The 26,179-nt window shown below is 44.4% G+C and carries 16 protein-coding genes; 11 read left to right on the forward strand and 5 right to left on the reverse strand.

What is annotated here, in order from left to right:
- The first annotated feature begins 706 nt into the window (after positions 1-706).
- From miaB to secG, 6 genes are read left to right on the forward strand one after another with little or no spacing between them, the layout of a single operon-like run.
- Positions 707-2,173, forward strand: coding sequence for a tRNA (N6-isopentenyl adenosine(37)-C2)-methylthiotransferase MiaB (miaB, locus tag DQQ10_RS10040; RefSeq protein WP_112746732.1), 1,467 nt, complete (start codon positions 707-709; stop codon positions 2,171-2,173).
- A 12-nt stretch (positions 2,174-2,185) separates the two neighbouring features.
- The gene (locus DQQ10_RS10045; RefSeq protein WP_112746733.1) at positions 2,186-3,445 is read left to right on the forward strand and encodes a sigma-54 interaction domain-containing protein; all 1,260 of its coding nucleotides are present in this window, start codon (positions 2,186-2,188) and stop codon (positions 3,443-3,445) included.
- Positions 3,435-3,998, forward strand: a complete 564-nt coding sequence (gene lptE / locus DQQ10_RS10050) for an LPS assembly lipoprotein LptE (RefSeq protein ID WP_245970357.1) — start codon at positions 3,435-3,437, stop codon at positions 3,996-3,998. Before DQQ10_RS10045 ends, lptE (DQQ10_RS10050) begins: the two co-directional genes overlap by 11 nt.
- The gene (lptE, locus tag DQQ10_RS10055) at positions 3,976-4,560 is read left to right on the forward strand and encodes an LPS assembly lipoprotein LptE (protein WP_112746734.1); all 585 of its coding nucleotides are present in this window, start codon (positions 3,976-3,978) and stop codon (positions 4,558-4,560) included. Before lptE (DQQ10_RS10050) ends, lptE (DQQ10_RS10055) begins: the two co-directional genes overlap by 23 nt.
- Before the next feature lie 37 nt (positions 4,561-4,597).
- Entirely contained in the window at positions 4,598-5,536 is a 939-nt protein-coding gene (locus DQQ10_RS10060) for a hypothetical protein (RefSeq protein WP_112746735.1), read from the forward strand.
- 11 nt (positions 5,537-5,547) lie between these two features.
- A complete protein-coding gene (gene secG / locus DQQ10_RS10065) occupies positions 5,548-5,886 on the forward strand; it encodes a preprotein translocase subunit SecG (protein WP_112746736.1) in 339 nt (112 codons plus the stop codon).
- Between the two features lie 173 nt (positions 5,887-6,059).
- Here secG and DQQ10_RS10070 read toward each other — a convergent pair whose 3' ends face one another.
- Positions 6,060-6,773, reverse strand: coding sequence for a hypothetical protein (locus tag DQQ10_RS10070; protein ID WP_112746737.1), 714 nt, complete (start codon positions 6,771-6,773; stop codon positions 6,060-6,062).
- A gap of 310 nt (positions 6,774-7,083) precedes the next feature.
- Here DQQ10_RS10070 and DQQ10_RS10075 point away from each other — a divergent pair, with 310 nt between their 5' ends.
- From DQQ10_RS10075 to DQQ10_RS10085, 3 genes are all read left to right on the forward strand, one after another.
- Entirely contained in the window at positions 7,084-7,362 is a 279-nt protein-coding gene (locus DQQ10_RS10075) for a co-chaperone GroES (RefSeq protein ID WP_112746738.1), read from the forward strand.
- A gap of 30 nt (positions 7,363-7,392) precedes the next feature.
- Positions 7,393-9,021, forward strand: a complete 1,629-nt coding sequence (groL, locus tag DQQ10_RS10080) for a chaperonin GroEL (RefSeq protein WP_112746739.1) — start codon at positions 7,393-7,395, stop codon at positions 9,019-9,021.
- A gap of 228 nt (positions 9,022-9,249) precedes the next feature.
- Complete coding sequence (locus tag DQQ10_RS10085; RefSeq protein ID WP_112746740.1) at positions 9,250-9,600, forward strand: TerB family tellurite resistance protein; 351 nt, start codon at positions 9,250-9,252, stop codon at positions 9,598-9,600.
- 153 nt (positions 9,601-9,753) lie between these two features.
- On the opposite strand, the gene DQQ10_RS10090 is transcribed toward DQQ10_RS10085, so the two are convergent.
- Positions 9,754-11,604, reverse strand: coding sequence for a RagB/SusD family nutrient uptake outer membrane protein (locus DQQ10_RS10090; protein WP_112746741.1), 1,851 nt, complete (start codon positions 11,602-11,604; stop codon positions 9,754-9,756).
- Between the two features lie 28 nt (positions 11,605-11,632).
- Positions 11,633-14,755, reverse strand: a complete 3,123-nt coding sequence (locus tag DQQ10_RS10095; RefSeq protein WP_112746742.1) for a SusC/RagA family TonB-linked outer membrane protein — start codon at positions 14,753-14,755, stop codon at positions 11,633-11,635.
- A gap of 580 nt (positions 14,756-15,335) precedes the next feature.
- Between DQQ10_RS10095 and DQQ10_RS10100 the strand changes: the two genes are divergently transcribed.
- Positions 15,336-17,018, forward strand: a complete 1,683-nt coding sequence (locus DQQ10_RS10100; RefSeq protein ID WP_133259603.1) for a tetratricopeptide repeat protein — start codon at positions 15,336-15,338, stop codon at positions 17,016-17,018.
- A gap of 309 nt (positions 17,019-17,327) precedes the next feature.
- On the opposite strand, the gene DQQ10_RS10105 is transcribed toward DQQ10_RS10100, so the two are convergent.
- Entirely contained in the window at positions 17,328-17,777 is a 450-nt protein-coding gene (locus DQQ10_RS10105) for a hypothetical protein (RefSeq protein WP_133259604.1), read from the reverse strand.
- Between the two features lie 64 nt (positions 17,778-17,841).
- Positions 17,842-25,296: a S8 family serine peptidase gene (locus DQQ10_RS10110; protein WP_112746745.1), complete on the reverse strand. Its 7,455-nt coding sequence runs from the start codon at positions 25,294-25,296 to the stop codon at positions 17,842-17,844.
- Between the two features lie 303 nt (positions 25,297-25,599).
- Here DQQ10_RS10110 and DQQ10_RS10115 point away from each other — a divergent pair, with 303 nt between their 5' ends.
- Positions 25,600-26,121 (forward strand): hypothetical protein, encoded by a 522-nt coding sequence (locus DQQ10_RS10115; RefSeq protein WP_133259605.1) that lies wholly within the window; start codon positions 25,600-25,602, stop codon positions 26,119-26,121.
- Positions 26,122-26,179: the final 58 nt, after the last annotated feature.

Genomic DNA, 26,179 nt, shown 5'->3' on the forward strand with positions numbered 1-26,179 from the left:
AGTAGTTCTATCATTGTTCTATAGATGTTGGTTCATCACGCTATAGACGATGTATCATAAATTCCGGTGTTTGGTTCATTCTTCTCTCATCGCGCGTTCATTATTCTCTTATTAATTCGCAGTTTGTCCAGATGTCCTTTCATTGCGCTCTCATAATTCTGCATATCTCTCCTAGGAAGATGCGGTGTTTGTTTCATAGAATGGGTCGTTTATGAAGCAAATAGGGAAGCTACACGGGAAGATCACGGTAGAGAGCTGCGAGCTACGAGCTTCGAGTTGCGAGAAATGCATTAGACTCAGAAAAGCTGCGAGCTACTAGCTACGAGTTGCGCGAAATGCGTTATACGTCAGGCGGGCTGCGAGCTCCTTAGCTTACGTACCTCAAGGTGAAGGATTTTTTTTACCGCAAAGTCGCGAAAGCGCAGAGATGCGCTGAGCCTATGATCAAAAAACATGGAACGATGTATTCAACACCAACACGCCAACACGTTCCTAGAAAGCTGCAGTGAATACGGCTACGCGTGGCGTTCGTTAGACGAAACTTGATCTGATAACCAGAAACCGGCAAACCGGAAACCGGAAACTAGCAACCCGGAAACCGGGAACACACCTGAACTCGGCCGCCAAAAGAAAAACCCGCAAATCCACTGACAAGATGTCACAATAAAAGACTAAAAAGTGTATTTTTGCGACCTAAAGTGAGTATATGGAGAATTTGATTGGAGATCTTGATGTGCTGAAGCCGTCAGAGACCGACGCATGCGAGACTTTTACGGTATCGAAAGAGCAGAACACCGGCAACAGCCGGAAATTATATATTGAAAGTTATGGCTGTCAGATGAACTTCTCCGACAGCGAGATTGTGGCATCTATCCTCCAGAAAGAAGGTTTTGACACCACCTCCGACATCCATACGGCCGACATCGTGTTCCTGAATACCTGTTCAATCAGAGAAAAAGCCGAGCAGACTGTTCGTGGCCGCTTGAACTTCATCAACGCGTTGAAGAAGCAAAAACCAGAAATGCTCGTCGGCGTGCTGGGTTGTATGGCGGAACGCTTAAAGTCCAAACTTCTTGAAGAGGAAAAAATCGTTGACCTCGTTGCCGGACCCGACGCTTACCGCGACCTACCTAAATTGATCTTCCAGGTTGATGAAGGTGATCGCGCCGTGAACACCATCCTTTCACGTGAGGAAACATATGCGGATATCAGTCCGGTAAGGTTGAATTCTAATGGCGTCACCGCCTTCATTTCGATTATGCGGGGTTGCGATAACATGTGCTCGTTTTGTGTGGTACCATTTACAAGGGGCCGCGAACGTAGCCGTGATCCACACTCGATCGTGGATGAAGCAAACGATCTTTTTGCGAAAGGATATCGCGAGGTAACGCTGTTGGGACAAAACGTGGACTCATACAAATGGAGCGCGGAAGAAAACAACAAAGCGTGGCTCGAAAAGCAAGGCATTACCGAGGTCGTTACATTTGCTAACCTGCTTGAGTTGGTGGCGAATGTAAATCCAGAACTACGTGTCCGTTTTTCTACCTCCCATCCGAAAGACATCACTGACGATGTGCTGCACATGATGGCCAAGCATGATAACATCTGCAAGTACATTCACCTGCCAGCACAAAGTGGAAATAGTCGCATCCTCGACATGATGAACCGCGGTTATACACGCGAGTGGTATCTCGAGAAAATTGCGCGGATCAAAGAAATACTCGGCGATGAATGCGGTATCTCTTCCGACATGATCACGGGATTCTGCAGTGAAACAGAAGAAGAACATCAGGAAACCCTGTCGATGATGGATCTCGTTCAGTATGACTTTGCCTATATGTTCTACTACTCAGAAAGACCAGGAACGCTTGCGGCGAAAAAATACCAAGACGACATTGATCTGGATACGAAAAAGCGTAGGCTCGATGAGATCATTATTAAACAACGAAAACATTCTGCGTTTCGCAATGGTCAAGATGTTGGTAAGACACAACGCATTTTGGTGGAAGGATATTCAAAACGTTCTGATGAATATCTGCAAGGAAGAACCAGTGCCAATAAAGTTGTCGTGTTTCCGAAAGCGCATTACAAACTTGGCGACTACGTTAATGTAAATATTGAAAGCTGCACCGGCGGTACGTTGATTGGCAAAGCCGTGACTGCTGGCGCATAACAAAAAAGAAAAGTGGCGATTACAGAAACAGAAATTCAAAGCGTAAAACAGCGATTCGGAATCATTGGCAATTCACCATTGCTGAACAATGCCGTGAACGTTGCTGTGCAAGTTGCGCCAACAGATATGACGGTGCTCATCACCGGCGAAAGTGGTAGTGGAAAGGAGTCGTTTTCAAAAATTATACATCATTTAAGTCAGCGTAAGCATGGTCAATTTATCGCGATCAACTGCGGCTCCATTCCAGAGGGCACCATTGACTCCGAATTGTTTGGTCATGAGAAAGGATCGTTCACCGGTGCACATGAAGCACGTAAAGGATATTTTGAAGTAACCAATGGTGGTACCATCTTCTTAGACGAAATTGGTGAGATGCCCCTCGGCACACAGGCTCGTCTACTCCGTGTATTGGAGAACGGCGAGTTCATCAAAGTTGGTTCTTCTAAAGTGCAGAAAACCGACGTGCGTGTCGTGGCCGCAACCAATGTGAACTTGATGAAGAGTGTAGAAGACGGAAAGTTTAGAGAGGATTTATATTATCGCCTAAGCACCGTTCCTATCTACGTGCCACCGTTGCGTGAACGTGGCAAAGACATTGAATTGTTGTTCCGCAAATTCGCGGGCGATTTCTCCGAAAAATACAGAGTGAAACCCATTTCACTTACTGATGACGCTAAGGAGATCATCGTAAAATATCGTTTCCCGGGTAACATCCGCCAGCTCAAGAATTTAGTGGAACAGATTTCTGTGTTGTCTACGGATAGCAAAGAAATTACGGGTGAAATCTTGCAGCGCTATCTACCAAAGGAAAATAGTCTTCCCGCGTTGTATCGCGGCGCTGGACAAGACAAAGATTCCATTTCAGAGCGCGACATCCTATACAAGGTGTTGTTCGACATGAAAAAGGATTTCAATGACTTGAAGAAACTGGTCCTTGACACCTACAATAACCAAGGAAATGCGGGTCAAATTGTAAAAGATCACCCCCTGTTTGCCGATGTTGATGCGCCGAAAGAAAAAGTGATGGATGAACCTTTGGTGTTAAATGTCAGTCCCACGATACAAGCTGTCGATGATCATCACGTCGAAGATATCCATGACATTACGCACGAGACCGAGGATGATTCATTGTCCATTGAAAAGAAAGAAAAGGAATTAATCATCCGGGCGCTTCGAAAGAATAATAACAAACGCAAATACGCGGCACGGGATTTGGGAATCTCTGAGCGCACTTTATATAGAAAAATTAAGCAATACGACCTTGAAGACTAGTTCCCAATTCAATGTGACCCACGTGCGTTACGGCATGGCCGCCATAAACCTCATCATAATAGCGGGCATGTTTCTGCTTGAGTCGTGCGGGGCATACTCCTTTACGGGCACCTCTACAACCGCTAAAACCATATCGTTTACTGAATTCTATAACAACGCAGACTTGGGGCCGGCGAACATGGGACAGACGTTCACCAACTCTCTAAAAAACTATATCATCCAAAACTCTAGTTTGAAGGTAATTCCAGAAGAAGGAGAACTTCAACTGTCGGGCGAGATCATGGACTTTCGTTTGAATCCTATCGCGCCAACATCGACGGGTGATCAAAATGACATTAACACTGCTGCCTTAACGCGATTGACCATTGTTGTTCGCGTAACTTTCGTGAATACCGTCGACGAAACCATGTCGTTTAAGGACAAGTCATTCTCTTTTTATCAAGATTTTGACAACGAAGCGGGCAATCTTGCCGACCTGGAAGAAGGCCTTACACGCAAAATATTCGATCAACTCGAGATGGACATCTACAATGCGTCAATTGCCAATTGGTAAATTTTTTCAAGTGGTGGCGGCAGGTAAGAGCTCCGTTACATGGCTCTTTCTTTATACACTATATACACTATCTTTCATCCCCTTATTACAATCTTGTGGCAGTTACTCCTTTAATGGAGCGCCGACTACTGCCAAGACCATATCGTTTATTGAATTCTATAACAACGCAGACTTGGGGCCGGCGAACATGGGACAGACGTTCACCAACTCTCTAAAAAACTATATCATCCAAAACTCTAGTTTGAAGGTAATTCCAGAAGAAGGAGAACTTCAACTGTCGGGAGAGATCATGGACTTTCGTTTGAATCCTATAGCGCCCACGTCGACGGGTGATCAAAACGATTTTAACACTGCGGCATTAACCCGGTTGACCATCGTAGTTCGTGTAACTTTCGTAAATACCGTTGACGAGACCATGTCGTTTAAGGACAAGTCATTCTCTTTTTATCAAGATTTTGATAACGAAGCGGGCAATCTTGCCGACCTGGAAGAAGGGCTTACGCGCAAAATATTCGATCAACTCGAGATGGACATCTACAATGCGTCAATTGCCAATTGGTAAAATTTAGTATTTTTACCTTACGGCTTAAGGGCACATTGTGGAAAAAGACCAATTTATACACGTCGTCAATCACTTTTCAGGAAGCTCCGTGCAAGAGGCACAGGAGGTTCTTTCATTGAAGGAAAGCTTCCCTTACAGCCAACTTCTCCATGCACTTTCTGCCCGGGTAACCAAGGACCATGGCTTTAGCAATCACGCGGGTGAACTGCAATTAGCAGCTGTTTACGCCGCCGACCGTGCTGCCCTGAAGGAAATTATGTTAGAGGAATTTGATCCCGAAGAGCAACCTGTTGCTGAAGTCGCTGAAATCAACGCGCCACAAGCAGCCGTTGCAACGATCGACGATAATGACAATGTTGCTGAAGAATTACTTCACGACTTAGAGCGGCTTAACGCGCTTAAAGTGAACTTCGAAAAGATGTTTTCAGATGGTTTTGTCGCTGATGTTCCAACAGCCGCGGCCGAAGCTACACCTGCAGAACCACCGGCAATCGAAACACAAACAGAGCCGACTCCAATAAAAAGTGGTCTTTCGAAAAAGGAACGGATTGTTGCCCTGGCAAAGGCGCTCGAAAATAAGTCAGCTGAAAAGCCCGCCGAGGCCGAGCCGCCGAAGACACGAAAAAAAAGGAAAGCACAAGAAGGTGAAGAACTGATCGCTGAGATTGTGAACTCAAAGAGCCAGATCGAGCCGGAAAACGAAAAGCAGAAAGAGCAGATCGATCTGATCGATCAGTTCATAAAGACCCAGCCTTCAATCTTAAGCGCAAAAGATAAGCTTAATAATTCACCGGAAGGAGACCTATCTAGTCCGCATGCAGATTTTGGTGACAATATTATTTCAGAAACTTTAGTGGAAATTTTGCTTAAACAAGGCAAAAAAGATCGCGCAATCGAAGTTTTAAAAAAGCTGATTTGGAAGTTTCCGCAAAAAAAGGCTTACTTTGCGGCTCAAATTGAAGACTTAAAAAAGTAACTTAAGGATTTATGTACGGTTTTGTTATTGGATTGATCATCGTATTGTGCGTGTTGCTCGTGTTAGTGATCTTGGCACAAAATGCAAAAGGTGGTGGACTTACAAGTCAGTTTGGCGGCTCTTCTGCCAGCAACATCATCGGTGTAAAACAAACCGGCAACTTGCTTGAAAAACTCACTTGGAGCTTTATCATCGCCATTATGGTGTTGACACTTTCAACAGACTTCCTTGATCAAAATGCTGAAGGTCCTGAAAACATTATGGACAAAGCTGGTCAACAAGCACCTGCAGCACCACAACAAGCGTTGCCTTCTGCTCTTCCTAGCACAACGGATTCAGCAGGAAAATAAGATTCTATCTAAACCTATTAATAAGAAAGGCTGTTCGAAAGGACGGCCTTTTTAGTTATTGGTTATCGGTAATTACGAGTTGCCAGTTACCAGTTGCCAGTTACCAGTTGCCAGTTACCAGTTGCCAGTTGCCAGTAGCCGGTGGCCAGTTGTCAGAAGCTAATAGTCATTTCTCACGCTTGCGATATGTGTTTAACAAAAAGTCTTTTTGCTACGGGCATGAGGGTTTGGGAGAACGGAAATTTCATTTTGGAGATAATCAGATATGCTGCCGGGTTCGGTAGATCCTGGAATTTGCGAATGAGGTCGAGTTTGATTCTTTCGTAGGTATTTTTCAGATTCTTCTCGACACAGTCAACCAGTTCAGTATTGAGGCTTCGAAGCTGCTCCTGACTACCTTCAAAAATGCTCACCTGATAGCGGAATACGCGTGTTTCCTTTTCAGGCGGCTGTGTTACAAACAAATAGCCTTCGTTGGCATACAGCGGCGTGACACCAATAGGTGAAATTTCACACTGTGACTGCACGTATTCATAAATGACGGAGCCTTCCTGTAACGAATCTTTGATCTGCGGAATGGCAAATTCGATAATCGATTCCAGCTCGCTCATCACCGCATCGTCTTCTATCATTTGGCGATAACTCAATTCCAATTTCTTAAATTCTTCAAGCGAAATCTCTTTGGGGAACGATTCTTTCAAAAGCGTTTTATTCTCCTTCACCGCCACCAAGTTACGATAGTGAAATACAAGATCGCCCATAAACGGATAGAGCTCCACCCTATCAAAAGAGCTTCTCACTGTTTTAAGATATGCCAGCAGCAGATACTTTTTGTATTCGAAATCAATCATCCCCTGAGTCAGCCAGTCTTTCGATAGTTTCTCCATAAGACAGAATTTTGAATGGATATAATATAGGCAATTCCGTCGACTTTTGACAAGGCTCGTTGCCAGTTACCAGTAGCCAGTTACCAGTTAGCGAGTTGCCAGTTAGCCAGTTGTCAGAAACAAACCCGGCAACCGGAGACGACCTAACCTGACAGCATGGCTTATTCAGTGACAGACACCAAATAAAAGCAGTCAGTTTTAAGGTGGATTCTTGAAAAATTGTCCGTTATTCGCGTCTCATTTCGCGATGGCATAATTGCTGATAAGCGAAGGCAGGTTTAAAACGTAACACTTAAAATCCATCATTTATATGGCAAACATCAACTTCAAACCGAACGAGGACAGGGTACTAGTTGAACCCGCTGAAGCTGAAACAAAGACTGCATCTGGAATCATCATTCCTGACACAGCAAAAGAAAAACCACAGAAGGGCAAAGTAATCGCCATTGGTGAAGGCTTGAAAGATAAGCCGGTTACTGTAAAAGTTGGTGACAACATTCTTTACGGCAAATATGCTGGCACAGAGATCACCATCGAAGGTAAGGAGTACCTTATCATGCGCAATTCCGACATCTTCGGAACAATCTAATTTGTCTCTCATCTAAAAAATTGAAATAACATGGCTAAAGAAATAACATTTGATACCTCTGCACGCGACAGAATTAAGAAAGGTGTTGATAAGCTGGCTGATGCAGTAAAAGTAACACTCGGTCCTAAAGGCCGTAACGTTATTCTTGATAAGAAATTTGGTGCGCCTACAGTAACAAAAGACGGTGTATCGGTAGCAAAAGAAATCGAATTGAAAGATCCTATCGAAAACATGGGTGCACAACTCGTGAAAGAGGTAGCTTCTAAAACGGCTGATGCTGCTGGTGACGGTACTACTACTGCTACCGTACTTGCACAAGCAATCTATGCACACGGTATTAAGAACGTAGCCGCTGGTGCTAACCCAATGGATCTTAAGCGCGGTATCGACAAAGCTGTTGATGTTGTGGTTGAGAACTTGAAGAAACAATCTAAGAAGATCAAAGATTCTAGCGAAGTACAACAAGTTGCAACGATCTCTTCTAACAACGATAGCACAATTGGTAAGATGATTGCCGATGCTATGGATAAAGTTGGTAAAGATGGTGTAATCACTGTTGAAGAAGCGAAAGGAACAGAAACTGAAGTGAAGACTGTAGAAGGTATGCAGTTCGATCGCGGTTACCTCTCTCCTTACTTCGTAACCAACACTGAGAAAATGGAAGCTGATCTTGACAATCCTTTCATTCTTATCTACGACAAGAAAGTTAGCAGCATGAAAGAGCTTCTTCCAATTCTTGAACAAAGCGCACAAACTGGTAAGCCACTTGTGATCATTGCTGAAGAAGTAGAAGGTGAAGCACTTGCTACGCTTGTGGTAAACAAAATCCGTGGTGCACTCCGCGTAGCGGCTGTTAAAGCGCCTGGTTTCGGTGACAGAAGAAAAGCAATGCTTGAAGATATCGCGATCCTTACAGGAGGTAAAGTGATCTCTGAAGAGCAGGGCTTCAAACTTGAGAACGCTACATTGGATATGCTCGGCCGCGCTGAGAAAGTTAACATCGACAAAGACAATACGACGATTGTTAACGGCGCTGGTAAGAAAGCTGACATCCAAGGTCGTGTTGCTCAAATCAAGGCACAAATTGAGCAGACAACGTCTGATTACGATAAAGAAAAACTCCAAGAGCGTCTTGCTAAACTTTCTGGTGGTGTTGCTATCCTCTATGTAGGTGCAGCTACTGAAGTTGAGATGAAAGAGAAGAAAGACCGAGTTGACGATGCATTGCATGCTACACGTGCTGCTGTTCAAGAAGGTATCGTCCCTGGTGGGGGTGTTGCGTACATCCGTGCGATCGATGCATTGAAAGATGTAGCGGTTGACAACGATGATCAGGCTACTGGTGTTAACATCATCAGACTTGCGCTTGAAGCTCCATTGAGAACAATCGTAGGTAATGCTGGTCAAGAAGGCTCTGTAATCGTGAACAAAGTTCGCGAAGGCAAGAAAGACTTCGGATTCAACGCACGTGAGAACAAGTACGAGAACTTCTTCGATGCGGGTATTATCGACCCTACGAAAGTATCACGTCTTGCACTTGAGAACGCTGCCTCAATCTCTGGCCTCTTGTTGACAACAGAAGCTGTTGTTTCAGAAATTCCAGAAGAAAAAGAAGCTCCTGCAATGCCACACGGCGGCGGAATGGGCGGAATGATGTAATTCTGAAAAGCTACAGGCTTCTAGCCACAAGCTACAAGCCTTTAGATGCTTTTATAAAAAGCTCTGTCGTAACTGGCAGAGCTTTCCTTTTAATAGCCGCAAGTGGCAAGCCGCAAGTTGCAAGCTTCAAGTTGCTAAAGCTCCCACGGATGAAAAAAGGGCTTGAAACTTGAGGCTTGAAGCTTGAAGCTTCACTAAATTAGCCGTTCACCTAAAACAAGCAGTACCATGGTTCTCCACTCCTCCTTCCCCGATTTCGTGCTTTTCCTTTATGTGCACTTGTCGAATGCCGATAGCAGCTATGATCCAAAAGAATTGGCGGCGATTAAAGACAAAATGAGAGTCCTTTTCCCTGAATCAACAGACTTCGAGAAAAAGCTCTACCAAACGATTCGTGAATACAACGCACTCGACAAATCGAATCTGGATGAAGTACTGCAACGCTCCGCAGAACATTTTAAAAAAGAAAAACCATCGAAAGACATCTACGATGCGTTTCAAGATATCATTGCCGCAGATGGTAAGATCGAACCCACAGAAGCAAAAGCATTGGATACGCTTCGGCAAATCATTGGCTAAAAAGCAGAAAGCTAAAAGCAGAAAGCAGAAAGTTTAAAGTAGAAAGTTTAAAGTAGAAGGGTTGAAGCAGAAAGCTTTTTATGATCAGTTGATGTGATAAAAATAAAAAGGACTTCACCTTTCGATGAAGCCTTTTACCCATTACATCCCTATCTACTGAATGTCTTCTAACACCGTCACAGATGCATCGTAGCCGATGTATCCTTTATTTTGTTTGATCTTCCCTCCTACGTTTGAGTTGATTGAGCCTTGAGGCACTGGCCACAGCACGTGGTAGGCACTCATCGTATACTCATCGCCGTGAACGGTAATCACACCTTTATTATAAAACTCGTTTTTTTCATTGACGCGATCGATGAAGAAGTTGTCTTCCGAAAAATTTGACAACGAGTAGCTCTTACCGTTGTAAGCTGTTTTTCCAGTCTGTGCGAAAATGAAAGCAATACGGGTAAGTTCTGTCTTACGATATTCTTCATAATACAGTTCACGTGCGCGCTCGTCGAGAATTGTGCCGATGGTAACATCGCCTTCCGCTACTCCCGAAGCACCAGCACGCGCACGAATTGTATTGATATCCGCAGCCGCTTCGGCAAGTTGACCTTTCCAATAATAAGCTTCAGCACGCACAAGGTATGTTTCCGCTAAACGCATCACGTACCAATCGGTGTTACCACCACGCGCCGGATTGTTGATGTTATCGGGGACAAACAATTTGTAGTGAGGCCATTCGAACCAGTTACGAATGGTATCCGCTGTTAGCAAGTTTCCGGTTGTACCATAAAGCTGTAGCGGTTGCCCGTACCACGGATCGCCACCGGTTTTAAGTGCTGGCTCATTGTACACAAGATCTTCCATGCGCATCCAGTTGCCGGGCTTGTGACGAAGGTCATTCGCGTCATCCCAGATCGTATGTGTTGCATACCACGTTGCCCGACACCTTCCCAATCCACGGCCATAGTAAATCGATAATGGGAACTCAAGTTGTTGACCGCTGGCGTTCGTATGATTTCCATTCAAGCCAGCCTTACCTGTTGGCGTATTGATTCTATTCGCACCCGATGCCGCAAAGAACGGCAACGCTTGACGCATGCTTTGAATACCTGCCGCTACGTTACCGATCATGTTCGGGCGATCGATGGTCATATATAAAGCTTCTTTGTTTGCGCCAATGGCTTTGTTTTCCGGACGGTGCAAATCCCAAACAACATCTTTCGCTACGTCACCGGCATTCGCGCCGAAGCGTGTTGTCATGAGTGCGTATGCCGGATCATTGATCGCATTAGACGCCGCTTCGATCGCATCGTCAAATTCGCCTAGTGCCAAATTCACTTTAGCCAACAGTGTGCTTACAGCGCCTTTGGTAACTTGTCCGCGATCGACAACAGAAGGAACCCATTGCTCAGCAAATTCAAGATCTGCTTTCATCTTGCGGAGAATCACTTCACGCTTCGTAGAATAAAAATCTACTTTAGGCTGTGTATATTCCTGCAGCAGTAATGGCACATCGCCAAATTGATGTGTAAGCAAATAGTAACGCAAGGCTCTATGCCAATAGGCCGTTCCGAGTACTGCATTTTTTTCTGCTTCGTCTTTGAAGTCGGTAGCGAGATCGATACGTGAAATAACCGTGTTTGCATATTTGATCCCCTTATATCCTTCATACCAAAATAGACCAATGCGATTTGTGTTTACATCGTTCAAGTTTGCGCCGGGCTGAATCTGAATGTTCATATTCTGTGCGGGACCAGACTTATCCGTCGTGCCTTCAACGGCAACATCAGAAAAAATCAATTCTGTAATAATCGGGGCACCATCGCCATAGAACGAGGCGAAACGAATATTGGCATCACAGGCAGCAATACCTGCTCGAAGACCTTTCGCGTTAACAAAAGTATTCTCCGGTGTATAAATCGACAACGGTTTTGGCTCAAGCCAATCTTCGCTACACGCCGACATCGAAACCGCCGTTACGACCAGCAACGATTTAATATATTTCATTTTCATAATTACTTCTTCAATTTCATGTTAAACATCACAGCGAGAGATCAACACCGAAAGTCCACGTGCGTGGCGTTGGGCCGTTGCCATCGATAATTTCTGGATCCCAGAATTCCCACTCAGGCGCATAGAATCCTACGTTGCGCACACTCGCAAATACTTTCATGCGTTGAATACGCACCTTATCCAGAACAGCTTTTGGAATGGTGTATCCTACGGAGATGTTATCAAGGCGAATGATCGACTTCTTCCGATAAACGTTGAACGCTGCACCACCACTGTTTGAGTTTAGTCTGGCGTAGTTGTTGGTAGGATTTTCTGGTGTCCAGTAAGGAACAACGTAGGAGTTATTACGATCTAGCAGAAGTCCTGATGAATAGTCATTCTTCGCCTGATTGTAGGTATTGATATGTCCCCATAGTGAGTATAGCATGAAGGATACATCAAAGTTTTTGAAGATCGTGAAGTCATTGCGGAGCGACCATCTTACACGTGGCTTGTAGTAGCCTAAGAATTCTTTATCATCATCGCTAAACGCTTTGTCGCCGTTCTTATCAAGCAATTTAAAATCGCCAGGCTTTTGACCATACTCCGCAGCCTGATCTGCTTCATTCGTCTGCCACACACCCAACACCTTGTAATTCCATACCGCGTCAATGGCGTGACCAATAAACCAACCGTTGGCTTTGTCGTCGCCTTCTTTTTGACCGATTACATTACCCTCAGCATCGAGTACGTTGACCATGTTTCCATAAAGATGTAAAATCTTGTTACGATTCATCGACAGGTTGAGCGTGGTTCGCCATTCGAAGTTTTCGCGCACCATATTTTTCGATGTCAGTGAGATCTCAAGTCCTTTGTTTTCAACTTCGCCCAGATTATCCCACACGTTGCTGAAGCCCAGGATATCGGGAAGACTTCTGCGGATCAGCAAGTTTGTTGTATTCGACTTATATGCATCGATACTACCGCTAACCAATCCTTTTAAGATCGAGAAATCGAGTCCGACGTTAAGTGCTTTAGTTTCTTCCCACTTCAATTTATTGTTGCTCATTCTATTCACAAACAATTGAGATGTGGTGTAAGCGTTTCCGTTGGTTGCAGAAGCATAAAGATATTTACCACTGGTCAGGTCAGACAACGCATCATAGCGACCGATATCACGATTACCATTTGCTCCCCAAGTGACGCGGAGTTTACCATTATCTAACCAGCTCGCACTTGTCAAGAAGTTTTCATCGGAGAATAACCACGCAGCACCGAATGATGAAAAAGTTGCGCGTGGATTATTCGTTCCGAATGCAGAATAGCCATCGCGTCGAATGGTATAAGTAAGCATATACTTCTCGCGGAATGAGTAAAACATGCGAGCCATGAGTGCATCGCCTGTTGAATAATCATCTGAAGTACTAATCACTGGTGTAGAACCTGCTCCTAAATTGTGGTATCCGAGATTATCATTCGGATCGAATTGGATATTGCTGTTGTTGCTTGACCAGAATTGATACTTTTCCGCGTTGGCCAAGAAGGTCGCGTCGAAACGGTGATCACCAAAAGTCTTTTCCCATTTGATGATATTATCGAGTTGCCAATAATACAGTTGATGATTGTATCGGCTTGCATTTCCGCCACGAGAAATCCAGTCGGGATGCTTTGCAGATATCGATTGGTAATCGCGATGCCATTCTAAACGTGGTGTAAAATTCGCTTGATACGAAAAACCAAAAGGTAATGTGACTTTCGCATAGAGGGTTGGCGTGATCGTATAAAAATCGCGTTTCTTATCGTTGTAATGATTAGACAAGAAAGGATTTCTGGAATTTCCACCAGGATCATCTTGAGGACTGTAGCGAAGTTCACCGTTGTTGTCATAGAATGATCCATAAGGAGAATCGCGAACAATCTGTCCCCAATCAGCAGGTACTTGACTTTCGTCGCGTGCAGCAAACTGTAGGTTCGTACCGAGGCTCAGATAATTTGTGACCTCCACATCTAGGTTAAAACGATTTCTAAACGTTGAAAACTTATCGCCGGCGATTATACCTTCGTTGTCGGTATAGCCCAATGACCAATAGTAGCTTACGCGCTCTCCTTTTCCGGAAATGCTCACCGTGTGATCTTGACGTTTACCGCGTTGAAAAACTTCATTCTCCCAGTTGATTGTCTTTCCCGCTTTGAAGTTTTCAATTTCGATTGCTGTTAGTCCTAGACGGCCGAGCCAAACATCAACGGGATCGCCGGTTGCGCCGTCGTACGCAAGCCAATCCGCTATCGTAATGTTAGGTGGGAGATTTCTCGGGTCTGCAAATTTCTCAGCCGGGTCCGTCGCTTTGATCGCGCGTGCAACATCGGCGCGATAGTTCAAGTATGCTTCTCCTTGATAGACGTGTTCTTGAACGCCTTCGCCTACAAAACCGAATGTAGAATTAACATTGATCACCGGCTTTGTTGTTGTTCCTTTCTTGGTAGTAATAAGAATAACACCGCTGGCGGCTTTCGCGCCAAATACAGCCGCAGAGCTCGCATCTTTCAATACGTCTACTTTATCGATGTCATTTGGATTGATGTCGGCTAAGTCGCCATAGTAGATAACACCGTCGACAACAATGAGTGGAGATGTACCTGCGTTGATCGAATTCTGCCCGCGAACTTCAAGGTTTGCATTTCCTTTTGCAGAAACACCATATCCTACTACGTTCACACCGGGAACATTTCCGCGGAGGATGTCAGTAACACTATTAGGATTTTCGTTCTCGAGTTGCTTAGCGTCAACTTGCACAACAGATCCTGTCAGATCACGCTTGCGTTGCGTACCATATCCAACAACGACGACGTCGCTGAGGAGTTTAACGTTAGGAGCAAGTGCTACACTAATGTCAGATTGATCTTTCACGAGCACTTCCTGTGTGTCGAATCCGATGAAACTAAAAACGAGGACTGCGCCTTCCGACACGACGATGGAGTAGTTTCCATCGACGTCAGTAACCGTTCCTGTTGATGTGCCCTTTTCGACGATGTTGACACCGGGCATCGCCGTGCCGTCTTCGGAGGAAGTGATCTTTCCTTTTACCGTTACTTGTGCGAAAGCCGACGTGGACAATAGCAACAAGAACACGGGAAAGAACACTCGCCATTTGCGTTGGTAGTTTTTCCTCATAGCCATTAAATTGGGTTAAGATTGATTGGTTTATTTGTTCTGCGCAATCGATTGTGCAGACAAACAAAAATGCAGGTCTTTCAAAAAAATGAGGCACTGAGCCCTACGCTTCTCATACTTCAGAATTTTTACAAGCACTCGCCAACGCCACTTCACTACACCGTAAATCCCCTACACCATGTTCAGAATGTATTGATATCCAACAAGAAGAACGCTTTCAAGAATTTCTCCAACACCCGTCGATGAACGCTCAACTTTTTTCCATTTTATTACGCGGCAAAATTTTCGGGAACGGTCCCAAGAAAAAACGCTACTAGAATTTCTGTTAGATTTTTTCGACGACCGCTATGAAGTGAACGATATCTGTTGGCGTGCGCCGTTATTGGGAACGAGACCGGAAAAACGCAAAAGGACATTTGTCTGTCTCGAAATGATGTTGATGAGTCTAAAATTTAGCGGCATCCCGGGATGAACAAATACCAACACAAAACTGTGTTAATCTTACGCCGACATTTGTACGTGGCTTTAATTGCCGATATTGTTTCCCTAATTAACCTAAGTGAGCCCTACTTGTCGACTTGTGTTAGTCCTACGCAAAAGGATATTCCTGTCTGGAATCCTCTTGGCTTGCGTGGTGACAAGCGTGTGCGGTCAACAGAACAAAGGCGATAGCTTAAAGACAGAACTCTCCATTGCTAGCGAAGGCCATAAGATTGGAATCCTTCTTCAACTTTCACAATACTTCATAAATGTCAACGTCGATACCGCCATGGCATATGGTGAACGTGCCATGCACCTCGCCGAAGAATCAAAAATCCCGATCGACCTGGCACGTGCGAATAGCCAGTTGGCGAGGATAAAATTGATTACCGCTGCCTACGACGATGCCCTTGATCACCTGTTGAAAGCGGAAAACATTTTAATGGAACAAGACCCTGTAGATCGAAACGAACTTCTCCGCGTGTATTCAAACCTCGGCTCGATCTATGAACGACAGGACGAATTAAAAAAATCACTCCCCTACTTCGAAAGAGCCATCGCACTATTGGATCAACTGGATCGCGAGGCAAATGCAAAAACACCCTCGCCATTACACGCACCGCTATTGAATAACATGGCGAACACGCTGATAAAAATGGGCGATACAGCAAAAGCTATACTTTGTCATAAGAAAGGGCTGCAGTACGCAATGGCCGCGCACGACTACTTCCATGCCGGAAACCTTCTTAACAATCTCGGAAAACTTTATCTGGAACAAAACAAAATAGCAGAAGCATATCTGCATTTACATCAGGGGCGAGTTTTGAGAAAACAAAATCAAGACGATCGTGGGCTTGCGTCATCTTGCAGAAACCTGGCTTTGTATTTCATGAAACAACAGAATGCGGACTCGGCCAAGCACTACATTGCACAATCGATCAAACTATACAATCAGATTGGTGAAATGACTGAACCGTTGAGCGGCGTGTATATGATCTTGTCGGAAGTATACCTTACTGAGAAAAAATATGACAGCGCTCTCATTTCCTACAAGCTTCACGTGGTATATAAAGACAGCATTTACAGCGGTGATAAATTCAAAGACATCGCACGTGTTGAAGCAAAGTACGAGATGATCAAGAAAGCGCAGCAAGAAAAGGCAATACAAGAATCTAAAGAAATAAAGACCATATTATTTATCTGCGCGCTTGTAGCTGGACTGATTATCCTCCTACTTTTTTTCGCGGTACAACGGTTCAGGTCCAAAAATCAAAAATTGCAGTACGAGCAGCTCAAACTTCGTGAAGAAAAGCTATTGACGGAGCAACAACACCTGCAATTGGAACTCGACTATAAGCGAAAAGATATTGCCGCACAGATGCTCTTCTTGCTTAAGAAAGATGAGCTTATTCACAAAATCTCCGAGCGAATCGGATCCGTGAAAGACGAAGTTCCATCAGAGGTTCAGCCAAAATTGCAACGCATCACGAAAGAGCTTCATGGTATTTCCAAACGCAACGACGGATCATGGCAAGAATTTGAGCTACGATTTAAAGAAGTTCACCAAGATTTTTATGCTCACCTCGAAGCACAATTCCCAGAGCTGACACCTAAAGAACGGAGGTTATGCGCGCTGCTTAAATTGAATATGACCACAAAAGAAATTTCATCGATTACACATCAATCCACGCGAAGTCTAGAAGTTGCGAGAACACGCCTTCGTAAGAAACTAAACCTTACTAACTCAGAAATTGGCCTCGTGGACTTCTTGTCCAAATACTAAGGAATTGGGTATTGGGTATTAGGTATTAGGTATTAGGTATTAGGTATTAGGTATTAGGTATTGGGTATTGGGTATTAGGTATTAGGTATTGGGTATTAGGTATTAGGTATTGGGTATTAGGTATTAGGTATTAGGTATTAGGTATTGGGTAATTCGGGGTTGGGTATTGGGTCCTTGTCCTATGACCTAATACCCAAGACTCTTTCTTTCTTCTTACTTCTTGCTTCTTGCTTCTTACTTCTTACTTCTTGCTTCTTACTTGATAGTGTTGGTGCCGCCCCCTCTCTGGCGAACACCAACAGTAGCCTATCAATTTTTCTTAATCAATACGATTTCAAAATCACCAAACATTCCTTTCAAGCGCCCTGCATTATCAGCGATAGAAAAATTCAGTGTAAGCTTTTCATCCGCGGTCGAAAACAACATATTGACTTGATCTTGACCCCGTACGATAGATTTGTATTGGCTATCACCAAATGACCATGTATCGACATTGATATTATGAAATGCGTAACCGCCGTTTTTTACTGTGTACAATAACTGACCATCCGTTGTCTGATCGAAAGTGATCGAGAAGTTTGAATAGTCAGCGGTATGATTGGCATCGTCTACGATCACGTGACCACCACCGCCAACAGTCCATGTACCTTGAATTGATTTCGCCGCCTTCTCTTCTGGCGAGAGGCTATCATCATCTTTACAAGACAATAGAACCACGATCATCATGACCGTTATTAAAAGTGAAGAAAATCTTTTCATACTCGTTATGTTAATGGGAAGCAGGCCATCTATGGAGATGACCTGCTGGTTTAAATTGGGGAAATTAATGTTTGATAAACTTGATCGTATGCGCACCGTCTGCACCTTCTAACTTCATTAAGTATAAGCCAGGTGCAAGCGAGGACACATCAATTGTCGTTAACTCTTGATTTACCTTTGTGATGCTAATCAGCTTGCCCGCGAGATCAACTATTTTTGCTTCAGCACCCGAGGATGGAATTCTCGACACCGAAACATTCAATCTGTCCGCTGTCGGTACTGGATAAACCTTCACGCCGCCGAATATAGGTGTCTCAATTTCTGTAACCATTTTGATAATCACTTTTACCGTTACTGATGCTGTTGCACCATTTTGATCTGTAACCGTGATCGTCACATTTGTTTCACCAGGCGTGAGTGCTTTAAACCGAAGCTTGTTCATCGAGGCGAATATCTCAACCACGCTTTGGTCTGCCGCAACTGCCGACACACTTAGTATGTCGTCACTGTCCGCATCTGTGATGATCGATGACGTAGCAATGTCCAACGTAGCGCCATAGGCGACTTCGATATCGTCGGTGCTTACCACTACAGGCGTTCTATTGACATTATACACGGCCAATGCGATAAGCTTTGTATTGCTACGTTGCCCTGCATCTTTTGCAACGATCGAGAGATTCACTACGCCGGCAGATAAGAAATCGGGTGTATATGCAAAGGCGATGCCGTCGCTGTTCTTTTCCCAAGTCATTCCTTCAGGAGCATCGTTTACTGCGTAGGAAATTTCATCACCTTCTGCATCAACAACAGGAACTGTGAATGTGAGCGTTTCGTTTTCGTCTACCCAGTAGCTATCATAGCCATTTACAAACTGAGGCGCTTGATTGAGGTGAAGATTCGCCGCGATGGTTTTCATAGGTTCACCAATTGCATTACTGGCTACCGTAATGACGGCATGCGCATCTGCCCCATCCATGTTCACAGCTTTTGCTGTAAGCGTAAGGTTAGAAGAGGCACCAGCTTCAATCACTCCGTTCGCCGCGTCATTAAGTACAAGCCAGTTTCCATCGACAAAGTTCTTCTCAAGTGCTTTCACAAACCAGCCTGCCTTTTTAAAACTAGGATCATCTGTTAAGTCAAACCAGACACCGGCGTCAGCCACGTAATATAAGAACGTGCCTCTGATCGGTTCTTCTGTTACAACCGTTCCTTGTGGGCTGTATGTTCCAAATGGATAACTCAACACCACGTAGAATGTTTCGCCTGGAAAGAAATGCAATGGCTTATCCAGTTGCAGTATCTGCGCCGTTTGAGTTTCTTTTGCAACATTAATTCCGAATGTCTTCGACGCTAACAAGGAAGACGACGAAAATGTATTGCCAATATATACTTCAGCTTTAATCGAGCTTACATCCAGATTACCAGAAGCATAATATGTCTGGATATCACTTAATGTAAATCCATCGTTCGGCACAGTGAATTTTGTGGCACCAACAAAAGCGGCGCCAGCACCAAAACCGAGGTATGAATCAGCCTCGTTCGCATCACTGTATGCTAGCGTTCTGTTATATCCCGCAACACCCAAAACACCTGTCGCTGTTGACGGCGATGAAGCCATAGCTCGTAACTTCGACGGATTACCACCGCTTACATTTTTCGGTAAATACGATGATGCAGATAATCCTTCCCGTTGATAAGCAACCGATAATGTATACTTCAATGTCGACTGGCCTGCCGTATTATCAATCTTGATTACGTCAGTTCCAACGAAATTTTTATCTGGCGCCTGGAAAGAAACCGACATCTTATCGATGCCCATTACAGCAGGTAATACGATCGTCGCTTCTACTGAAATGCTGTAGTCCCCATCAGCGTCATTGCTTTTGATCACGATTTCATCACGAAGAACTTCGTTCATTCCAACGGCTGGTGCAATCTCGACTTTGAATTTTTGTGCGGCCTTAGGCGCAAGCGACAAGGACAATTCAGCTGGCACTACATCCCAATACTTTCCAAAAAATCCAGATACTTCCATCCACAGCGTGAAGTCTTCACCGCTTTCCAGTTTCATTGACATGATGTCAAGTGTGGCAGCACCGCTGTTTGACAGTTCAAATTCTTGACTGAAAGTCGCAGTAGAAGCTTCCACCTCATGCGCAACGATCTCGCCAAAATTGAGCGACGCAGGCGCGGCGATCACAGCCTCTCCTATTACGGTTAAGGCCAAAGGAATATCCATCAATGTTTTTCCAGGCACGTTCGTGTGTAGCGTTAAATTGCCATCGTACGCTCCGGCAATCATATTTGCTGCATCTACTTTCAATGAAAGATTTCTTGATTCGCCAGCAGGAACATCGATACGATTTGCCGGTGTCAGCACAATCGCAAGTTTATTCTCTATCAATTGCTGGTACGCGGCAATACGCACACCTTCCTCACCTGTTTCGTTCTCAACACCAATTACACCCGAGGTTGTGTATGAAAATCCACCCTCGACCTGATACTGATATTTGATGCTACCGTTCTTGTACAAGATAACCTCGTAGTTCCAAGGATCGCCCATACCGAATACGTTGTACACGTAAACAAATTCAATGACCACACGATCTTCAAACGTTTTAGCATACACCCCGTAGATATCATTATCCAAACTGTAGTATGCACCATTAGTCCAGAACGGCGCAATAAAGTTGTTTGGTTTTGCAACGTCTGGAATTGAAGGCGATGTGAAGAACTCGGTTGTTTGATCAGGTGAGAACACTACTAACCCACGAGGGTTAACATAAATCTTATTGTACTCCTTTCCATAAAAAGTAAAGTTGAACGGAAGGTCAATTACTTTTTCTTCGTGTTGGCCTATCAGATCAAATTCCAGTTTAGTCTGCTTCGACATGATTTCTTCCCATTGATAAGCAGGACCACCCGATGAGGTACTTTTCGACCAAACGTAATCATACTTCGGTTGTTGAATACCTGGAGATGATGGACCTGTTTCGTTGGTCACATACGCCCATGACGGCCCCGTTGGCACAACCTGAAGTTCGCTGGCTCCATTATTCTTAATTTCAATATTGTGAATCTTGGATTCACCCGCCGCCAGTATGTCATTGATTGGATTGTTTTCAATTGTGATCGCTGGTGGATTGAATACCACTGCTTGAACACCGACAGCTTTCACTGTGGCACCTGTCAATGTCACCCTCAAACTATCCGATAGCGATCCTGGTGTCACTCCCTTCAGTCGCACTTTGATATATGCTGAAGAACCTGGTTTCATGTTGAAAGGTGTCGCATCGTGAGTCTTCTGAAACCTATTGTTATCAAAGGCAATTGAATTTACCTTGATTGTTTTCGTTCCCGTGTTTTGAATTTGAACTGTCGCTTCTTCTGTTTCACCTACGAACAGTTCACCAAGATTGATGCTATTCGTGTTGATCGTTGCATCAGCTGCTCCACCACCTGTAACGGTGACTCTTGCCTTAAAGGTAGAAGCAGGATGTGCAGGATCGTTACTGACGATCATCAGGTTTTGCTCAAACGTACCTTCGGCAAGTTCGGCTGTATTTACCGTGTAGTTAACGTCTACTGACGCGCCCACTGCAAGCGTTCCGGATACCGTTGACAGATCGGAAAGAATATTCCTGCCTGGCGATGTAATCTCCACTGAAAATGTACTTGATGCATTGAGTGGTTTCTGATAATTCGAAATTAAATAGCCGTCTTTTTTATCGGGATCCTCAATCGCTACTTCAATGTACTCCATACCCCAACTATCAATAGTGGACAGGTCTTTGTAATTGATTAACACATTACCGTTGTCGTAGATGATGACTTGAAATGTATAACGTTGATTTTCATCGAAAGCAGAAGCAACGTTCTGATACTGCACGATAAACTTACCTGATTTGGCTTGGTAGTAAATTTTCCCACCACCCTCAAGGCTCATGGTTTGATTAAGCGCCGAGATAAATCCAAACGGCATGTACTCGCTTCCGATATCGATCGCATTGCCAACTAGGTTGACGTCGTCATTGAGTGTAAGCATTCCGTAACGCGTAATCATCAACTGATCTGTTGTCTTGTTGAAGATCGGGAAGTCAAACCCAAGCTTAACAAGATAAAAGCGATTCGAAATCACATCTTTGAAGAACGTGCCAATCTCTGTTCCGGTACCGGAGATATCTTCCCATGTATAGGCTAACCCTGAACCATCATTCGAGTTGCGGTAGGTGTAGCCGAACTTATTGAGTTTGTCTGCATCGTAAGCCACACCATCGCCATTGTCATATTTCGGCATGAAGAATTGAAGCGGGTAGTTCCCTGCATTTGTGATTTTGAACTTACCTGTTTTTGTTGCACCGAGTGTTGGTACAGTAAAAGTCGCTGTGGCTGGTGCAAGTGTAATTTCAGAAGGAAGAATTCCACTGGCAGCAAGATTAATTTTATACACATTGCCTTTGTCATCCTCAAGCGTCACTACACCCGTGATGGATTCGGCTGCGGTCGCATTGTACTTCACACGAATGGAACTTTGGCCAAGTGCAGCAATTTTCCAAGGTGACTCAAGAATCTCGAATGCTGCATGATCAACGGTCGCATTGGAAACCATGAAATTTCCATAGCCGATATTTTTCACATCGATCACCACTTCTTTGCTTAGCCCTGTAAAAACTTTACCGAAGTCGATAATAGCTGCGGATTGTAAGACAGCTTTTTGACCTGTCACACTAACACCAACAGGAATCGAAGCAAGGCTATTGTTAAAATCGTTGTTCACGATTACAACATCTGCATTGTATTCACCATTAATCAGGTGTGTACCATCAGCACTGACTTCGACGGCCGACGAACTTTGTCCTTCAACTGTTCCTTCTGCCGGAGACAATGTTAAATATTTGTCGATACCTGGGGATCTTGAAATAGGAACTTGTACCCAAGCATAAAAATCATAACCGACAGCTTCGGCTACAGGCAACCATGTTTTGCCCACATCAAAGCTCATGAAGCAGTTTTCTGAATACTCCGGTTCCGTTTCTTCATTAATGCCCAGTGGATAAAGATGTCCTGCTGGCATGTGTACAATAACCCAAAACGTCTCACCGCTGGCAAAGAATATCTGATGATCCAGCTGAATGTCATAGATGGCGTCGTAATTCGTATTTCCTTCATAGGATTGAACGTACGCCAAATTTTTGCGTTCAATACGCTCGCCGCGATAAATCTCCACCACGAATGGATCATCACCGCGTTCAGGATTGTTATTGAGTAGCATGTTGATGTTCGTAAGGTTGAACCCATCCGCATAATCAACTTTGTAGCGTGTAGCCGACGAGTTAGGAATAGATGTGTCCATATCGCCAATCATATATCCACCCCAATACTCGCTAAACACATAGCGAATCGCTCTTTCTTCGTAACCGTCATGATAACCTAATGTAGTCGTTTTTGGCTTGCGCTGAATTCTAGCATTTGAGCGATGAATACCAACTTTACCAGACGCTACTTTCGCCGTTGCCTTTGGATATTTTACGTTATTCCAAGCGAGTGAATAATCCTTCTGACGAACTTCAGATTTCCAACGAAGTTCTCCCGCTGCGTTGTTTTGAATATTGAATCCATCCGTCGCAAGTTTGGATGATGCTACATCAATTGAAAAATTGATTGCTGATTTATCAACGGCGACATGAGGACCATCCGCTGTCGTTGCCGACACGATTGACGAGATTGCAGACTTATTATTCCATCGATCTAATGCATAAACCGCGACGTAGTATTTTGTAACCGGAAAAAGATCATCAATGCTCGCCTGAACAACTTCTCCCGGTGCGGCAGAAGCATTAATCACTTTGGTGATAACATTCTTTCTTGATGTAATGGAAGATTCATCTTTTGCATAGACGATTTCATATTTCACGGCACGACCATCATCTGTATCCGTAACCGCGGTCCACGTCAATCCAAAGTGGTCTTGTGTTATATCAGCAATGGTGAGATCAGCAACCTTTACGGGAGCTATCTTCTCGTTCGTCTCCAAGGCAAGCGCAGCGTCAACATATCCAATACCCAACAAACCTTTAAATTCTGGATTGTATTGATCGATGTCGTGCGTACCGGTTGTCAACGCAGTCCACAAATCGTTCGGCGTATACGTAGGCCCACCGTTGCGAGACACGATCAAAGCCGCAATGCCCGACACGTGTGGACATGCCATCGATGTACCTTGAAAGAAACCATATTGATTTCCAGGTAGCGTACTTAAGACACCGTTATCCGAGGCAGTCCATTGATCTCCACCTGGCGCCGCGATATCAACCCATTCGCCATAATTTGAATAATAGGCACGCAGGTTATCGCGACCTAAAGAAGCAACCGTAAGTACGCGGTCATAACGTGCGGGGTAATAATCTTCCGAACTCGCAGAATTACCTGCAGCAAAAATCACAATACCACCTTTCATTGGGCTGTTCGGGTAATTGCCAGCCTCTTCGATGAAGTAATCAATACCCGCGAGCACCGCCTGATTGACAACGTTAGGGGACGTGTATCCCCAAGAGTTCTGTGAAATTACAGCGCCGTTATCGGCAGCATAAACAAAAGACGCCGCGATATTATCATAACGTCCATTCAGAATTTTCGCCGTGATAAGCTTCACACCGGGATGTGTGCCATCACCACCGGCAATGCCACTTACACCTATACCGTTGTTTGTTACCGCGGCAATCGTACCACCAACGTGCGTACCATGATCTCCTGCAGGAACAGCGCCCTGATCATCAGAAAAATCATAACCATTGACATCGTCCACATAACCATTGTAATCATCGTCAACACCTGGACGTCCATTCTTTTCAGCAATGTTCACCCACATGTTCGTAACAAGATCCTCATGCTTCACATCGATTCCCAAGTCATGAACCGAAACAATGACAGAAGGTTTTCCTGTTTCAATTTTCCAAGCCTCTGGAAGGTTGACGTCAGCTTCTACTATGCCTCCCTTCGTTCCATCGTTTTCGTAATGCCATTGCAAGTAATAGAATGGATCGTTGACAGGTCCACTGATTGATTTAACCTGATCCTTGCTGATCACCTTCGGCGTACCAGGCTGAATCATCGCTTTAGCATAGACGGGCTCAGCCCAAGAAATAGTAGAAAGGTTTTTAAAAGATTTCACGACAGCATTCACATCCTTGTTAGCAGGGATGGTTAATTCATACCAGAGATGCAGACCATGCTTACGGTGAAGAGCATCTTTCTTAGCGTTGTGTGGAAATACTCGCTTCATCTCCGTCGCTTGGCTCGAAAAGGCGAGCGCGTCGAACGATTGCATTCCTGTTTGGATGTAGCCGTTCTTACGACCCATCTTCATTTTTTGGAGCACTGGCTCTTGTTGTGGTGAAAACTTCACCAAGACTTTGCCGTTGACGACGGCGGGAGATTGAGCCGAAGCATCAGGTACAACGCAGGTGATTAGCCAAGCTGTAACGAACGCCACGGACAGAGACCGTAGAAACTTCATCATAGGTTAGGATTTAGGGTTAATGAGCTTTGTCGGCTTAACCTTTTCGATCAAGCCCGTAAGCAACGATAAAAAGAAGTTGCGGTGGAGCCTGAAAAACGACCATTACATCACCTATACAGAACCTTAACAATACCTGCACAAGAGCGGCACAACATGCTTCTATAAATTTGATTGTTAATAAGATAGACAGTCACAACCGGTAAGTTCAGACGTACTTGCCATGAAACTTAAACCGAATTTTGTTTGGTCACTACACACGTTGCCGGAGGTGTAAACAGTAACAAATCGAACTATATTGCGCTTATGAATAAGATCAAGCTTTACCAGTTTTATTTCCCGGCAATGCTTATCGCAGGCGTGATTGGATGTAACCGCCACGAAGCCCCCATGCACGCATCTCTTGAAATCCCTAGTATTTCATTTGCGTCTAATCTTCGTGACTTTATTCCGGAGAAATCACTACAGCTCTTAAAGTATAATGGCAATATTGTGGGAGAAAAAATTGCGCATCCGGGTGTAGGTTACGTGAGCTACTTCGACTATCAAGCAAGTGAATCGGATGTCTTAACAATGTTAGCAACGCTTCCGTTTTCGAAGTATGCCATGGTCGCTGATACTACCGCGTATAAAATCGACCTTCGTTTCCTGGAACTGGAACGCACACAAGTTACTGCCGAAGAAATGGAAACGGCCTTTGATTTTTGGAATGCTACCGCGGACGAATATACCGCGTACGAGTGCCGAAAATTCCCATGGAAACACACCGTGCTCGTGAACAATAGAACAAGAAGAGTATTGCATCGCATCGAATACAAACTAAGCTAAGCAATCACGTCCACCGAAAATAAAAAAAGCTACCCCATCCGAGGCAGCATTATTTTTA

The organism is Pseudochryseolinea flava (genome assembly GCF_003286915.1).
Lineage (GTDB): Bacteria > Bacteroidota > Bacteroidia > Cytophagales > Cyclobacteriaceae > Ohtaekwangia > Ohtaekwangia flava.